Here is a 15,904-nt window from a genome sequence, read left to right on the forward strand (position 1 = left end):
AAAAACAATCAAAAATTAACATCATAAATTCAGTAACTTAAAAGATAAAACATCATTAATATTGATATTTTTTATAATGCCGTGAAATTATTTCCCAGTTGTTCCTATCCTTTTTAGTAAGCAAGTTAACAATCCATTAACCTGCGATATCAAAATACTATTAAGTCCTAGAGGGAATGACTATGAAAAATTCTAATCTTGCTGTTACAGCTGCAATCACAAGTGTACTAGCGTTCGGCGGTGCAGTTCTTACATCAGCACCTGCGGAAGCAGCAGCAAAAGAAAAATGCTACGGCGTGGCAAAAGCTGGCCAAAATGATTGTGCAACTAAAACAAGCTCATGTGCGGGTACAGCAAAAGAAGACAACCAATCCGATGCATTCGTGGTCGTTCCTAAAGGGCTATGTGGCAAATTATCAGGTGGTAATACTCAATCATCATAATTGAGCTGCTTAGTATGGTGAGCTGACACTCAGCTCACCTCCACTTCTTATTAGGAGAATCGTTGTGACTCAAACTCTTCACCCCAACGCAGGGGTTGGCCTTAGAACACCGCACTTGGACTTCTTTAGCCAAAATCCAGCCTTAGTAAGTTGGTTAGAAGTTCACAGCGAGAACTACTTCTTAGCTCAATCACCGCAACGCCAACAACTCAGAGAAATTCGTCACGCACACAACATCAGTTGTCACGGTGTTGGGTTGTCTCTCGGTTCTGTTGAGCGCATCAATCAACATCATCTTGTGCAATTAAAAGAGCTCATTGATGATATCGAACCCTTCTTAGTTTCTGATCATCTCAGTTGGAGTCAGACTGGTGGTCATTACTTCAATGACTTGTTACCGCTACCTTATACCGAAGAAGCGCTAGAGGTCTTTTGTCGCAATGTCATCGAAGTGCAAGACAGCCTGCAACGCCCTATGCTGATTGAGAACCCATCGAGCTACCTTGCCTTCAAGCATTCAACCATCCCTGAGTGGGAATTTTTAGCCGAGGTACAGAAGCGCACCGAGTGTCGCCTGCTGCTCGATTTCAATAATATTTTTGTCTCATCCTTTAATCATGGTTTCAGCTGTGAAGAGTATCTAAGTGGGATACCGGCAGACAAAGTGGAAGAGATTCACTTGGCAGGTTTCACTAAGAAGAAACTCAAGCAAGGTGAGATCTGGATAGACACCCATAGCAAGCCTGTCTGTGATGAAGTGTGGCAACTCTACACTGACTGGATAGCACAACATGGTTCGCGCCATACCTTGATTGAGTGGGATCTAGATATCCCAGAGCCACAAGTTTTATTGTCTGAAGCAACCAAAGCCAGTGACATCTTGTATCAACACGACAAGTTCAACCAAAGGAGTCGCGCATCATGAGCCACTCCCTAGCAGAAGTTCAATTGGAGTTTGCTAACGCCCTACGCTACCAAAACAGTGGTGAGCATTGCGACATAGTGAGCGACCATTTTACTGATGAACAGCGCATCCAGATTTATCGCAATAACTTTGTGATTAGCTTGAGTGAGGTACTCGCTGCAACCTACCCACTCACCGAGATGTTAGTTGGTGAAGAGTGCTTCCAACAAATGGCTCGTCAACATGTCTTAAGTCATCCATCAACCTCTGGTGATGTCAGTGGTTACGGTGAACACTTTGAACAAACCATCCAAGCCTTTCCTGCGGTTATTGAGGCTGCACCTTACCTTTGCGAAGTGGCTATGTATGAATGGAACAAAGACAGCTTGATGAGAAGCGTTTCAGAATCAAAAGCCGACCAACGTCCTCTAGCTGGTTTAGCTGATGTGCCACCAGAGCAACAAGGCGCTTTAGTCTTTCATCTCAAAGATTCAATAACGCTCATTAATTCTAACTATACGATTATCGCGCTTGAACACGCGATCTATCAGCAACAACTCGATGGGTTAGACATCAACCAACCTGAGTTTGGGGTGTTAATACGAGCCGAGAACTCTCAGATTGAGAGTCATCACTTGAGTGAACAATGCCATCAACTACTTCGCGAATTTCAATCAGGCCAAATGCTCGCAGCAATAGACCCTTCATTACTACAACATCTGACTACTGTCATGGCGCTTAACGTCATCTCAGGCTTTTCAATCAATGCCGAATTGGAGACATAATATGGATAACAACACAGTCACAAACATGATGGCTCAATACGACAGTTTGATTGAGAAATCACAGGCACTCTTTGTTCCGGTGCTACTGCTATTTTGTCGTCTATGGGTGGCGTGGGTATTCTTTAATTCTGGCCTGACCAAGATAGCGACTTGGGATAGCACCCTTTACTTGTTTGAGTTGGAATACCAAGTGCCGCTGCTACCTTGGGAGTTAGCCGCCTACATGGGTACCGCAGCTGAATTGATTCTGCCGGTATTCTTAGCGCTTGGTTTATTAACACGACCTATGGCAGCGGTGCTGTTCGTGTTCAATATCATTGCAGTCGTATCTTACCCAGTATTATGGGCGCAAGGCTTCTATGATCATCAGTTGTGGGGATTAATGATTCTTATCGTTGTCGTGTGGGGCGCCGGGCCATTCTCACTTGATAGAATTTTGAAAGCGCAGTTTAGAGGTTAGAACGAACTTTCATTCGTACTAAATTGATGTACCCCAAAATGCAAAAAACCACTCAATTGAGTGGTTTCTTTTTAACTGGGATAAACTACTTATTCAGAAAAGCTTGTAGCTCTTCAGCAGAGATACCTTGCTCGGCTAGCTCTTTTGCTAGTAGCTGAACCTGCTCACCCTTACGAGACTCTACCACACGCTGAAATTGGTAAATGATGTCTCGCAAAGTATCGATTGGAACTTGTTTTGCCGCACTGCGAATACGCTCTTCACTTTGGTTGCCTAGCTCTTTAAGCAATTTACCAAACATGACCTTTTCAGGTGCATCTTCCATTTGTTCTAAGACGCGCGCCATTTCGTAGGTTGTTAATGACATTACAGTATTTTCCGTTGGGGACTAACGTTTCAATGAGTGACAAATATACCATGTTTTAACGTTTCGCAAACCGCCATTTGTATATTTTGTCACCCTTGAGACTTACGCCTTAGCAAACGTCGTGTGCCACGACTTGCCGGCTTTGCTCGCAAGCACTAACAATGCTGGAACAATAAGGAACATTTGTAGCGCAATCATCACTTGAGACGTTAAATCAAGGCGTTGCATGGTACCAACAAGCAGCCCTGAACCACTCATTTGGAACAAGCCAAGCAGTGCAGCAGCTGTGCCCGCACGGTCACCGAAAGGTTCAAGAGCCTTACCAGCAGCAGCACCGAGAATCCAAGCAAAACCCACTGAAGACAAGAAGATTGGCAGCATGAATGCGATTGGGCTAGCGTGTTCTGCAAGCACTAACATAATCACGCCCGCTAAACCCAGCGTTGAGATACCAACGACCAGTGCTTTATAGGTACCAAAGCGGTCCATAAATTTAGGTGCAGTAAACGCAGCTGCAATGTTGATGGCTGCATTAACACCAAACCAGAAAGTAAACTCTTTCATGGTCAAGCCTAGGTTTTCCATCAACACAACCGGTGCAGAGGTTACATAAGCGAGGATGACTGCCATCGCCATCAGACACAAGGTTGCGTGGAAAAGGAATGATGGTGTTTTCAATACTGACCAGTATCGCTCAAGCTTGAACACCGCAACCTTTTCTGTCGCAGGGTTAGACTCTTTCATTTGGAAGAATAAGATAGTGCCAACAACGACTGCGAAGCCTGCCATAAAGCTAAAGTTCGAACGCCAACCAAATTGATGAGTTAACCAAGCGCCAAGAATGGGTGCCAAAGCAGGAATAAAACAGATTGCACCATTAAGGTAGCTGATCATACGGCCACTCTTCTCTGGACCAAATAGATCGCGAACCGTTGCAAAGGCTGCTACAGAAGTCGCACAAGCTCCTAAGCCTTGTAGCAGCCGAGCCATTAGCATCATATCAATCGATTGAGCTGCCCACGCCAAGCAAGCACTCAATGCATAGATACTAACACCTCCCAATGCAACGGTTCGACGTCCTAACTTATCAGCCAAAGGGCCAGCAAATAATTGCCCGACACCCATGGCGAATAAAAACCAGGTAATCGTATCTTGTGCTAGTGCATGTTCCACGTGAAACGCTGTCGAAATTTGTGGCAGAGCTGGTAGATAGATATCAATAGCCAAAGGGCTAAATAGAACCAACATTGCCAATAAAGCAACCTGCAGTTTACTAGGGGTTGGAAGCGCGTTAGAAGGCACAAGATTCTCCGAATGAGTTAATTTAGGTGCATAATAACCAACTAAAGATATGAACAAAAATGGCATATACTCATTAGCATTATTCCAAATAGGAAACTCACATGAATATTGAGAAACTATCACGCCTCGACTTAAACCTACTGGTTTGCTTACAGGTGCTGATGGAAGAGCTAAGCGTCACGCGCACCGCACATCGATTGTGTCTGAGTCAATCGGCTGTAAGTAAATCGCTAGCCAAGCTTCGTGAACAATTTAATGATCCCCTTTTCACGCGAAGTGCACATGGCCTGAGACCAACACCGAAAGCGGTTTTCCTTAAGCCTCGCTTAGAAACGTTAATCAACCAACTTGATGTGCTGACTCAGCCTGAGACATTCATTCCCAATAACAGCGACCACAGCTTTCACATCGCTGCTGTTGAGAGTGTTTACCCACTGATTCTTCCGCACTTCTTACCGGCAATATTTCGCCAAGCACCTAAGGTCAATATCAACACTCACGCGTGGACCGAACAAACCTTCAAGAAGCTACAGCTTGGTGAATTAGATATTGGACTCACCGGCAAAGACATCGACATCAACGATGCGCGTTTAACTATGCTGCCGCCAGACGACATTTGCGAACAAGAGATCTACCGCGACGCACAGATGTGTGTGCTAAGACGCAACCACCCTGCTCTGAGTGGTAAATGGGATCTGGAAACCTACCTCGCCCAGCGTCATGTACAAGTAAGATGCGATGGTAACGACCGTTGGCTGCTCGATTACAAACTTGCCGACCTTGGGCATCAACGTGATATCGCAATCTCAGTACCGGACTTCAATAGCGCCGCTAGCCTGTGTACCTACACCGACTTTGTGTTTACCGCACCAAGCCACTTTACTTACCTTGTCGCCAAACAACTCGACTTAGTGGTTGTGCCTTTACCAATGGAATTCCCGCCGATGGCATACACTCTGTTTTGGCACCGTGATAGAGAAAATGACCCAGCGCTAACTTGGTTGCGAGATATCATCAAAGAAAAAACTCTGCACCTTAGATAAAAATGGCGTACAGCGTTTGCAGCAAACGAACAAAAGCGCTAGCTTAATGACCTAATAAGTCCCCTCATAGTTATATCTACTGTGAGTGTTAACAAGGACCCTAACAATAAGGATAAACACAGATGCACAATATCACTGCTGAACGCGTTGCTGCGGTTCGAGCTTGGCTTGAAACAAACAACCTAGATGCCGTTATCATTCCACATGAAGACGAATATCTAGGTGAATACGTTCCAGCTCATAACGAGCGACTTCACTGGTTAACAGGTTTCACTGGCTCTGCTGGTGCGGCGGTTATCACTCGTGAGAACGCTGCTATTTTTGTTGATGGTCGCTACACGGTTCAGGTTCGTAAGCAGGTACCAGCAGAGTTATTTGAGTATCGCCACCTTATTGAAGAGCCGGCTTTAGATTGGATCACCAGTTCTCTAGCACAAGGCAGCAAGGTTGCATTCGACCCACGCATGCACACCGCTGCTTGGTTGAAAGGCGCTCAAGCTAAACTGGCAGAGAAAGTTGAACTAACAACGCTATCTTCGAATCCAATTGATGAGCTTTGGTCTGATCGTCCAGAGCCGGTGGTATCTGATGTTCGCTTAATGGCAACAGACGCAGTAGGCCAATCAAGTGAAAGCAAACGTGCGGAGATTGCTGGCTTACTAAAAGCCAAAGGTGCTGATGCCGCTATCCTTACGGAACTCGATTCGATCTGTTGGTTGCTTAACATCCGTGGTTTGGACGTATCTCGCCTACCTGTTGTGTTATCCAACGCGATCATTCACGCAGATGAAAGCGTAGATTTCTTCCTAGACCCAGCTCGCATTCCTACTGGCTTTGAAGCACACGTTGGCAATGGTATTCGTGTATCTCACCCATCAGAGCTTGAAGCACGCCTTCAATCTTTGGAAGGCAAAAATGTATCTGTCGATTCAGGTACCAGTAACGCTTGGTACACGCTGGTTCTACAAAACTCTGGTGCTCATATCATTGAAGCAGCAGACCCATGCCTAATGCCAAAAGCAGCAAAGAATGAAACTGAAATTGCCGGCATGAAAGCGTGTCACATTCGTGATGGTGTTGCGATGGCGAAATTCCTATCTTGGATTGATGCAGAAGTCGCGCAAGGTAATCTGCACAATGAAGCTGTGCTAGCAGACAAAGTTCAATCATTCCGCGAACAAGACCCAACGCTGATGGACCTAAGTTTTGACACAATTTCAGCAGCAGGCGGCAACGCAGCAATGTGTCACTACAACCACGAGAACCAACCTGAACCAGGTCAGTTAGAGATGAATACTCTTTACCTAGTCGATTCAGGTGGTCAGTACCTAGACGGCACAACCGACATCACTCGTACTATCGCAATTGGCCAGCCAAGCGCCGAAATGATCCAGCAGTTCACGTTAGCGCTTAAAGGTCACATCGGCATTGCACGTGCACGTTTCCCACAGGGTACTCGTGGTTTCCAACTGGATATCCTAGCTCGCCAGCATTTATGGGCAGAGGGCTTCGACTACGACCACGGTACTGGTCACGGTGTTGGTCATTTCCTAAGTGTTCATGAAGGTCCGCAAAGCATCTCTAAGAAGCTAATCGACGTACCTCTTGTTGAAGGCATGGTGTTATCAAACGAGCCGGGTTACTACCGTGCAGATGAATTTGGTATCCGTATCGAAAACCTAGAACTGGTGGTTGAGCTGCCAACTCAAGGTGACTTCTCAGTACTAACGTTTGAATCACTAACACGCTGCCCTATCGATAAGCGCAACATCAACGTCGATTTACTGACACGACCTGAACTTGCATGGCTTAATGATTACCACCAGAAAGTATGGAACGATGTTAGCCCATTAGTTGAAGGTGATACATTGGAATGGTTACGCCAATCAACCACTCCACTTGCTCATGCTTAATGCTTAGCTAATCCAAACTTAATGAAATGAAAAACGGCTACCTTAGGGTAGCCGTTTTTATTTGTCGATTTAACTTCGTCGATGTTTCACGTGGAACATCAATCTATGTGTTCGCTAACCAGAGTAAGCACTGTGCCAGTCTCGCCACACAGGATCAAAACCACGTTGACGAATCATTGACTCAACATCGGCAGCACTTCGCTCATCACTTATTTCAAATTGCTCGAGTTCTTCTTCGTCAGAAGCATAACCACCGGGTTGGGTTTTAGACGCAGCCGACATACTGGTGATTCCCAATGGCAACACATTGTCGCGGAAAGCTGCAGACTCACGAGTCGAAAGAGACAATTCAACCTCAGGGTTTAATAAGCGATAAGCACAGATAAGTTGAACCAACTGTTTATCACTCATAATCGATTTAGGCTGCAACCCCCCCTCACACGGACGAAGACGTGGGAATGAAATCGAGTAACGTGTTTGCCAATAAGTGCGCTCAAGATAGTCTAAGTGAGCAGCCACGAAGAAGCAGTCGGTACGCCAATCTTCCAAGCCAATCAAAGCGCCAATGCCTATCTTATCAATACCCGCTTTTGCCAAACGATCGGGCGTTTCAAGCCTGTATTCAAAATCCATTTTATTGCCACGCAAGTGGTGTTCCGCGTAGGTACTTGGGCTATAGGTTTCCTGGTAAACCATCACCGCATCTAAGCCGAGAGTTTTAAGCTCTGCGTAGTCATCTTGATCAAGCGGCTGCACTTCCATCGCAAGATAGTTAAATTGTGCCTTAATATTCGGTAGCACTTCACGGAAGTACTTCATCCCGACCTTGGTTTCATGTTCACCAGTTACCAACAGTACACTATCAAACTTCATCTTTTTGATAGCGGCACTTTCAGCATCGATTTCATCCAAAGTAAGTGTGCGACGCTTAATGCGGTTCTCCATTGAGAAACCACAATACGTGCACGCATTCGCACATAGGTTCGAGAGGTACAATGGAATATACAACGACATTGTATTACCGAATCGCTTGCGTGTTAGTGCCAACGATTGTTGCGCCATCTGCTCTAAGTAAGGTTCAGCTGCCGGAGAGATTAGAGCCTTGAAGTCTTCCAAGTCGCGTTTGGGCTTACTCAGAGCGCGTTCAACATCCGCCGCCGTTTTACTAAAGATAGACATACCAATGTCATCCCAGTTGAGCTGTTTAAATCGATCAACAAACGTCATAAGGACACTACTCGTCTAGAAATGAAGTTAACGGACTAGAAGCAACCGCGTGAGACACCTGACCTGCGAGACCAGAAAGGTAAGCCATACGGCCAGCCTCAACTGCCAGTTTAAAAGCAATCGCCATATCAACAGGCTGTTGAGACGCTGCTATTGCTGTGTTCACTAAAACGGCATCTGCGCCCATTTCCATTGCACGAGCAGCATGAGAAGGCGCACCGATACCGGCGTCAACAATCACAGGGACATTCGCTTGGTCGATAATGATCTCTAAGAAGTCTGCCGAAGCGATACCTTTGTTCGACCCAATCGGCGCACCTAGCGGCATAACCGCAGCACAACCCACCTCTTCTAAGCGTTTACACAACACTGGGTCGGCATGGCAGTAAGGCAACACAACAAAGCCATCTTTAACCAGTTGCTCAGCCGCTTTTAATGTCTCAATTGGATCTGGCATCAAGTACTTTGGATCTGGGTGAATTTCCAGTTTTAGCCAGTTTGTGCCTAGCGCTTCGCGAGCCAAATGCGCAGCAAAGATGGCATCCTTCGCGTTCTTCGCCCCAGAGGTATTTGGTAGCAAGTTCACGCCAGCATCAATGATCGGCTGTAAAATATCATCTTGCTCGGAGCGAATATCAACCCTCTTCAACGCCATGGTTGCAAGTTGAGAACCGGAAGCTTCAATAGCACTCGCCATCAAGTGCTTATTCGCGAACTTACCCGTTCCAGTGAAGAGTCGAGATTGAAACGTTTTATCTGCGATAGTTAACATGGTTAGCCTCCTGCAATGGCTTGGAAAAGAGAAATAGCATCGCCTTCATTGACGACCGTTTGTTGCCACTGACTACGCGGGACAACCGCATTGTTGATAGCAAAGACACAACCTAGATCGGGTAGTGAAAGCGCTTGGATGATATCCGCTAGAGACGACGATTGTGCAACCTGTTCTGGTTGCTCATTGATAGAGATCGTTATGTTGCTCATTGGGTTTCTTCTTCTAAATAGTTAGCTGTAGATGTGCAGCAAACGGGGCATTCACTATCTTGAGTGACACTTAAGTTTTGCCAGTTCATCGTCTGACCATCAAACAGTTTGAGCTGATGTGTCGCAACTTGGAACTCGCCAGTGCTAAGACGTTGAATAGCTGCCAGTGCTTGTAGGTTGCCTATGGTGCCAACAACTGGGCCGATGATGCCGCTATCGCTACAACGTGTCGTTTGCGGATGGTGACTGAACGGGAATAAACAGTGATAGCACCCTTTCTGTTTCTGATAATCAAAGACAATAAACTGACCTTTCCAGCCGATCGCAGAACCAGAAATCATAGGTTTATTGCTGCCGAAACATGCTTGGTTAACCTGCTGGCGCGACTCAAAGTTGTCAGTACAATCCAACACCAAATCAGCGAGCATCACCTCAAGATCAAGTTGGCTTTGAGTCATTCGCTTATTGATGGTTCTTACTTGGCTTCGGTCATTAAGCTCACTCAGTTGTTGCTTCAGAGCTTCAACCTTAGGTGAACCTAACTGACTTTCCTTGAACGCTACCTGTCGTTGCAGGTTAGACGAGTCCACACAGTCATCATCAACCAATACGATTTTTCCGACACCGGAAGCCGCAAGATAGAGAGCCGCTGCATTGCCTAAGCCACCACAACCAATGACCAACACATGGCTATCTAATAGATTACGTTGCCCTTGCTCACCCACTTCAGGGAGTGCGATTTGTCGTTGATAACGAATGAATTCGAAATCACTCAGCATGATTTAGCTCCTGAGTTACCTCATTAGCAGGACTTGTAGAACTGTCAGCCATTAATGCTTCGAAGAACTCAATCACTTGTTTTGGGTCTTCGGCTAACGTAATCGCACGTACAACAGCAAGGCTCGATACCCCACAACTCCACACCTGTGCTGCCGTCGACTGGTCAATTCCACCAATCGCAACCGTCGGATAACCGGTGAGTTCTTCTGTGTATGGGATAGTATCAATCAGCTGCTGATAGAGAGATAAACGCACAAGCCCTTGAGGCTTCGATGGCATCTGCTTAGTGGTGGTTGGGAATATATGCCCCAGCGCAATATAGCTTGGGTTGATTTGCACAATACGTAGCAACTCGTAATAGCCATGAGTCGAGAGACCGATCTTAATACCAGCTTGGCTCAGTTGAGATAGGTTGGATTCTTCGATGTCCTCTTGACCCAAATGAACACCAAAAGCATCATGCTTGAGTGCCAATTGCCAATAGTCATTGATAAAAACCTGAGCGTTGTGCTCTCTACCGAGTTCGATAGATCGTGCGATTTGTTGTTCTAAATCTGCTTGCTGTGGGTTCTTAATACGCAGTTGAACTGTGTTGATTCCAAGCTTGAGCAGCCTTTCGATCCACTCAACATCATCAACCACTGGGTATAGTCCTAGGCTACTCTTACTCAATTCCGGGAAAGAAAGTGATGTTCCTTGGTGCGCCCAACCAACACTAATATCCAGTCGCTCATCTTCTAGAACAGGAATAGGAAAGTTTTGATAGTTTGCTGGCCATGTTCCACGTGAAACATTAGATGCTGCGCGAGCCAAAACCAGTGCGTCTTCTAATGGGAATTCCAACGCCAACAAAGTAACTAACCAAGCAAAGTGGCCACGACTATCTAACTCCTGATGAGCTGGAGTTTCACTCTTGATAGCACGATTAGAATCTAGCTGTGACCAGATATCCAATGCAGCTGAGTCATCTAAGACACCGATATAGATGGTATTCGGAGTTTGTGCCAAGGCATCGCGGACACCAGCTAGCGCCACTGAATGACTGTAATCAACGATATGATCAAGCTCACTTGAGCGACACTCCGCCAATGAATCAACATCATGAGCAAAACCAATAGATAACGCTTGCTGAGCATCAACGATAGAGAAGCATTGAGTTGGGCTTACACCCAACTCAACTGCATCGGTTGCCAAGCCTTGTCGCTTAGCAACCAATAGACAGCTTTGCACCTCTCCCGTTAGCTCAATATTATGAGATGGGATAAGAATCTTCACTGTCATTATTCCTCTAATTGAGCTTCTTTTGCACCTACTGTAGGGTGATAAAGTTCAGAGCCAGTATCACGGAACTCTTGTGATTTCTGACGCATCCCTTCCAACGGATTATCAAGCATCTTAATCTCGATAGCCTGATCAGCTGCCACTTGTTCAGTGTCTTTCGCGTACTCTCGAACTTCTTGAGAGATCTTCATTGAGCAGAATTTAGGTCCACACATTGAGCAGAAGTGAGCAACCTTGCCTGACTCTTGTGGCAGAGTTTCATCATGGAAAGAACGCGCAGTTTCCGGGTCAAGAGCTAGGTTAAATTGGTCTTCCCAACGGAATTCAAAACGTGCCTTTGATAAAGCGTTATCTCGGATTTGTGCACCCGGATGTCCTTTAGCCAAGTCTGCAGCGTGTGCAGCCAACTTGTAAGTAATCAGGCCAGTCTTGACATCTTCTTTATTTGGTAAGCCTAGATGCTCTTTAGGAGTTACATAACAGAGCATCGCACAGCCGTACCAACCAATCATGGCCGCGCCAATTCCAGAGGTAATATGGTCATAACCAGGGGCAATATCGGTAGTCAATGGACCTAATGTATAGAACGGTGCTTCATGGCAGTGCTCTAACTGCTCGTCCATGTTCTCTTTAATTAGGTGCATTGGTACATGTCCAGGGCCTTCAATGATCACCTGCACGTCGTATTCCCAAGCAACCTTAGTCAACTCACCCAAAGTACGTAATTCGGAGAATTGAGCTTCATCATTCGCATCAGCAATCGACCCCGGACGTAGACCGTCACCCAATGACAGAGCGACATCGTACTTCGCACAGATCTCACAGATCTCACGGAAGTGGGTATAAAGGAAGCTTTCTTGGTGATGAGCAAGACACCATTTCGCGATGATAGAGCCGCCACGAGAGACAATGCCAGTCACACGCTTAGCGGTCATAGGAACGTAACGAAGCAATAAGCCTGCGTGGATAGTAAAGTAATCAACACCCTGCTCTGCCTGTTCAATCAAGGTATCACGCATCACTTCCCAGTTAAGGTCTTCCGCAACGCCATTCACTTTTTCAAGCGCTTGATACATAGGAACTGTGCCAATTGGTACTGGGCTATTACGTAGTATCCATTCGCGAGTCTCGTGAATATTACGACCGGTAGAAAGGTCCATCACGGTATCGCCACCCCAACGAGTCGACCATACTAGCTTCTCAACTTCTTCTTCAATCGAAGAACTTACTGAAGAGTTACCGATATTGGCGTTCACTTTCACTAAGAAGTTTCGGCCAATAATCATCGGCTCGGATTCAGGGTGGTTAATGTTCGACGGGATGATAGCTCTGCCTTCAGCGACTTCTTTACGCACGAACTCAGGGGTGATTTCTTTCGGCAGGTTTGCGCCAAAGTTATGGCCAGGGTGTTGGTGGTTCAACTGCTCATCAGCAAACTTCTGACGCCCCATGTTCTCACGTATCGCAATGTACTCCATCTCAGGAGTGATAATTCCCTGACGAGCATAGTGCAGCTGAGTAACACATTGATCGCCAGTCGCGCGACGAATTCTAGGCAGATTACCGTAACGAAGGTCGTCTAGAGTTTCATCTTCTAAACGCTCTTTGGTGTAAACAGAACTTACATCGTCTAATAGTTCGGTATCAGCACGCTCTTCAATCCATTGCTCTCTTAACTTAGGAAGGCCACTATAAAGGTCAATTTCGTGCGTAGGGTCGGTATAAACACCAGAGGTGTCGTATACGTGAATTGGCGCATTAGGTTCGAATACAGGCTCTTTTTTGGTACCACCAACAAGGCTATCTGCTAGTGATATTTCTCGTACAGGGACTTGAATGTCCTCGCGAGAGCCTTGGATGTAAGCTTTTTTTGAATTTGGATAAGGTTGTACGGATAAAGAATCAATGAAATTCTTCGCTTCCAGTCTTGCTTGTTTACGACTCGACATAGCATTTTTCCTTGGCTTTTAGCCATTATTTATAGGGATAAAAATGCTTGACGGATAAGATGCTACAAGAGGGATCACGGTAAGAAATACAGTTGTGATCTGGAGATAGATCTCTAGAAGGATTCTAGTTAGGTATCTACTCTTGTTCCCTTCGCAGGTATTAGCCTGATCAGGTTCAACGGATCCCGAGTTAACGGTCTCAGCCATATGGCACTCCGACAAGTACGATCGAGTATATAAAAACGGCTTGGATAAACCAAGCCGAGTTGTTAACAAATCGTAAGAAAGTTTTAAGACTTTATCAGAAGTTGGAAGCCGATCCATGCCGCTGAAATACTGAGCACCACATTGAGCAGTACATTGAGCCCCATCTTGAAGAACGCACCCTGCTGCATAAGAAGCACGTTATCCATCGAAAACGTAGAAAATGTCGTCAGGGCTCCAAGGAAACCAAGACCGATAATTTGTCTCCATGGCTCCGTCGCAACCATCTCATTTTCAAACGCGGCGATGAGTAATCCCATAATCAAAGAGCCAATTACGTTAACAGTCAGCGTACCGTAAGGAAAACCACGCCCTAACATCACAACGCATAACTCTGAAATCAAGTAACGTGAACAAGCACCAAACGCGCCACCGATGGCGATAAAACCTAGAATAGATAACTGACCCATGAATCCTCCCAAACAATAATCCCTATATTCTAGCTTTAACGCCGACAAAAGCGAGGGTAGAAACTAAGAATGCATGCGCAAATATTAAACGTTACAGGTGTCACTTAACTTCAATATATCCCATCAAACCCGTTTTCATGTGTTCGATAACATGACAGTGATACATCCAGCGGCCAGGGTTGTCGGCAACAAATACGGCTTTCGCTCGACCATTCTTTCCAAGTAACACAGTATCGGTATGGAAAGGTTCTGCAACTTTCTTCCCATCAAGTTCCAATACAGTGAATGTATGGCCGTGAATATGAATCGGGTGATGATATTGAGTGACGTTCTTAAGATCGAATATATAGGTTTTACCCATTTCTAAAGTAGCCAACGGTTCAGGGATATTATCTTTGCTCATCCCCTCCCATACTCGTTTATTAGTTAGCCAAAACTTAGGCATAGATTTTCCATCTTTGGATACTGGAGAAACCGCCCCTTCCCATTCAAATAAAAAGTCGATTTCTTCTGCATTAGCCAAATCTAAGTTGGGCACAGGATTAAGGGGTAAAGAAGGTAGAGAGCGATTCTCAACAAGGGTTGAATCTACAACCTCGAACTCACACAAAGAGAAAGGAAAGCGCCCTTTCATTTGAAGGACGCTCACTCGCCCACCTGCTTTGGGTGCTATCAATCCAATATCCACTCGCATCCCCGGGCCAATTTTATGTTGAGTCAGCTTATAAGGTGTTTTGACAGGGTTACCATCAATGGCAATCACCCATGCCTCAGCCCCTTCGACAGCAATAGGATAAGTGATCGTATTGTCGACATTAGCGATACGTAACCTGGTCGTTGCATGTTGTTTTAATTGATAGACAGGCTCATGTATTCCATTAACGCTACTCCACTCTCCTGGCGTACCCATGCGAGCGCTGAGCCGTGGGATCATTAGATCTTTCCATTGGCCTTTCTTATCTATATGCCAATGTTTAAGCATCAGTGCGTGCTCTTCATCAAACTGCACTGGAATGCTCTCCTCAACGATAATTAGACCAACCAAGCCCATACCAAGCTGCTTAACGCTGTTCATATGTGGGTGATACCAAAACGTGCCAGCATCTGGTGGCGTAAATTCATAAATGAATGTTTCACCTGGCATGATCGGTGGTTGGCTTAAGAAAGGTACTCCATCCATTCCGATAGGAACCCTTAAACCGTGCCAATGAATAGTTGTCGGTTCAGCGAGCTTATTGGTAAAGCGGATCGTTACCTTCTCACCTTGTCGACATCGAATCGTTGGCGCTGGAATCTGACCGTTAAAGCCTAGAATATCAGTCTCAAACCCCGTCACGAGTTCAGCGGTTGAAGGCTCTGCGGTTAGTTCATAAACATACTTGCCTTGTTCATCAACCGACCGTTTCATTGAGCAAGCGGGCAGTACAGTGAGTGCAGATAGAGCGAGAGATGATTGAATAAACTTACGACGGGAGATATCCATATTTGTTGCCTTTTAGTAATAACGACCAAAATGTAACAAAATATTGAGAATAGTTCTCATAAAGAAGCGTAGTTTGTGCTGTTGATTGTTTATAAAAGAGGCTGAGATAAGTAAGCACTTACACTTTTAAGGCCAGGTTTTATTAAAAGTAGCAATTGTCGACTAAAAATAGAAAGTAAAAAAGGCTTAGTATATGGAAAGGTTGGAGGTTTCGACTCCCAACACGTGCTGTTTTGGTAAATCGGGGAATCCGCTGCTCTGCTAATAACGTATATTGGATTCAGAAAGCAAAAAGGCTCTAGCATTTCT

General features: G+C 45.5%; 16 protein-coding genes and 1 riboswitch. Of the genes, 6 read left to right on the forward strand and 10 right to left on the reverse strand.

What is annotated here, in order from left to right; genetic code table 11:
* The first annotated feature begins 182 nt into the window (after positions 1-182).
* The 4 genes from AB4484_RS22830 to AB4484_RS22845 all read left to right on the forward strand — a co-directional run bounded on the left by AB4484_RS22830 (position 183) and on the right by AB4484_RS22845 (position 2,592).
* Positions 183-443: a DUF2282 domain-containing protein gene (locus tag AB4484_RS22830; protein ID WP_004736650.1), complete on the forward strand. Its 261-nt coding sequence runs from the start codon at positions 183-185 to the stop codon at positions 441-443.
* A 64-nt stretch (positions 444-507) separates the two neighbouring features.
* On the forward strand, positions 508-1,368 hold the full coding sequence (locus AB4484_RS22835; protein ID WP_372080537.1) for a DUF692 domain-containing protein: 861 nt from the start codon (positions 508-510) through the stop codon (positions 1,366-1,368).
* A complete protein-coding gene (locus tag AB4484_RS22840) occupies positions 1,365-2,132 on the forward strand; it encodes a DNA-binding domain-containing protein (protein WP_372080539.1) in 768 nt (255 codons plus the stop codon). Before AB4484_RS22835 ends, AB4484_RS22840 begins: the two co-directional genes overlap by 4 nt.
* A 1-nt stretch (position 2,133) precedes the next feature.
* Positions 2,134-2,592, forward strand: a complete 459-nt coding sequence (locus AB4484_RS22845; protein ID WP_009848182.1) for a DoxX family protein — start codon at positions 2,134-2,136, stop codon at positions 2,590-2,592.
* Positions 2,593-2,677: 85 nt separating this feature from the next.
* Here AB4484_RS22845 and AB4484_RS22850 read toward each other — a convergent pair whose 3' ends face one another.
* On the reverse strand, positions 2,678-2,959 hold the full coding sequence (locus tag AB4484_RS22850; RefSeq protein ID WP_009848181.1) for a hypothetical protein: 282 nt from the start codon (positions 2,957-2,959) through the stop codon (positions 2,678-2,680).
* Positions 2,960-3,061: 102 nt separating this feature from the next.
* Positions 3,062-4,261 carry a multidrug effflux MFS transporter gene (locus AB4484_RS22855; RefSeq protein WP_041473010.1) on the reverse strand — a complete coding sequence of 400 codons (1,200 nt, stop codon included), beginning with the start codon at positions 4,259-4,261 and terminating at the stop codon, positions 3,062-3,064.
* A 101-nt stretch (positions 4,262-4,362) separates the two neighbouring features.
* Between AB4484_RS22855 and AB4484_RS22860 the strand changes: the two genes are divergently transcribed.
* Both AB4484_RS22860 and AB4484_RS22865 read left to right on the forward strand, forming a co-directional pair.
* Entirely contained in the window at positions 4,363-5,304 is a 942-nt protein-coding gene (locus tag AB4484_RS22860; RefSeq protein ID WP_012605070.1) for a LysR family transcriptional regulator, read from the forward strand.
* A gap of 122 nt (positions 5,305-5,426) precedes the next feature.
* Positions 5,427-7,217: an aminopeptidase P family protein gene (locus AB4484_RS22865; RefSeq protein WP_372080541.1), complete on the forward strand. Its 1,791-nt coding sequence runs from the start codon at positions 5,427-5,429 to the stop codon at positions 7,215-7,217.
* Between the two features lie 114 nt (positions 7,218-7,331).
* Here AB4484_RS22865 and thiH read toward each other — a convergent pair whose 3' ends face one another.
* From thiH to AB4484_RS22905, 8 genes are all read right to left on the reverse strand, one after another.
* Complete coding sequence (gene thiH, locus AB4484_RS22870; protein ID WP_017061318.1) at positions 7,332-8,444, reverse strand: 2-iminoacetate synthase ThiH; 1,113 nt, start codon at positions 8,442-8,444, stop codon at positions 7,332-7,334.
* A 7-nt stretch (positions 8,445-8,451) separates the two neighbouring features.
* The gene (locus tag AB4484_RS22875) at positions 8,452-9,216 is read right to left on the reverse strand and encodes a thiazole synthase (protein ID WP_017067772.1); all 765 of its coding nucleotides are present in this window, start codon (positions 9,214-9,216) and stop codon (positions 8,452-8,454) included.
* Positions 9,217-9,218: 2 nt separating this feature from the next.
* Positions 9,219-9,428: a sulfur carrier protein ThiS gene (gene thiS, locus AB4484_RS22880; RefSeq protein WP_048610390.1), complete on the reverse strand. Its 210-nt coding sequence runs from the start codon at positions 9,426-9,428 to the stop codon at positions 9,219-9,221.
* Positions 9,425-10,207 (reverse strand): ThiF family adenylyltransferase, encoded by a 783-nt coding sequence (locus tag AB4484_RS22885; RefSeq protein ID WP_372080543.1) that lies wholly within the window; start codon positions 10,205-10,207, stop codon positions 9,425-9,427. The genes thiS and AB4484_RS22885 overlap by 4 nt, the downstream gene beginning before the upstream one ends.
* Complete coding sequence (locus AB4484_RS22890) at positions 10,197-11,489, reverse strand: thiamine phosphate synthase (RefSeq protein WP_372080545.1); 1,293 nt, start codon at positions 11,487-11,489, stop codon at positions 10,197-10,199. The genes AB4484_RS22885 and AB4484_RS22890 overlap by 11 nt, the downstream gene beginning before the upstream one ends.
* The gene (thiC, locus tag AB4484_RS22895) at positions 11,489-13,438 is read right to left on the reverse strand and encodes a phosphomethylpyrimidine synthase ThiC (RefSeq protein ID WP_372080547.1); all 1,950 of its coding nucleotides are present in this window, start codon (positions 13,436-13,438) and stop codon (positions 11,489-11,491) included. Before thiC ends, AB4484_RS22890 begins: the two co-directional genes overlap by 1 nt.
* 129 nt (positions 13,439-13,567) lie before the next feature.
* Positions 13,568-13,666: riboswitch (TPP riboswitch) on the reverse strand.
* A gap of 62 nt (positions 13,667-13,728) precedes the next feature.
* A complete protein-coding gene (gene crcB, locus AB4484_RS22900; protein ID WP_004736665.1) occupies positions 13,729-14,112 on the reverse strand; it encodes a fluoride efflux transporter CrcB in 384 nt (127 codons plus the stop codon).
* A 100-nt stretch (positions 14,113-14,212) separates the two neighbouring features.
* Entirely contained in the window at positions 14,213-15,595 is a 1,383-nt protein-coding gene (locus tag AB4484_RS22905; protein ID WP_372080549.1) for a multicopper oxidase family protein, read from the reverse strand.
* Positions 15,596-15,904: the final 309 nt, after the last annotated feature.

Origin of the sequence: Vibrio sp. 10N.261.46.A3, assembly GCF_041472995.1 — a bacterium.
Classification (GTDB): Bacteria; Pseudomonadota; Gammaproteobacteria; order Enterobacterales; family Vibrionaceae; genus Vibrio; species Vibrio coralliirubri.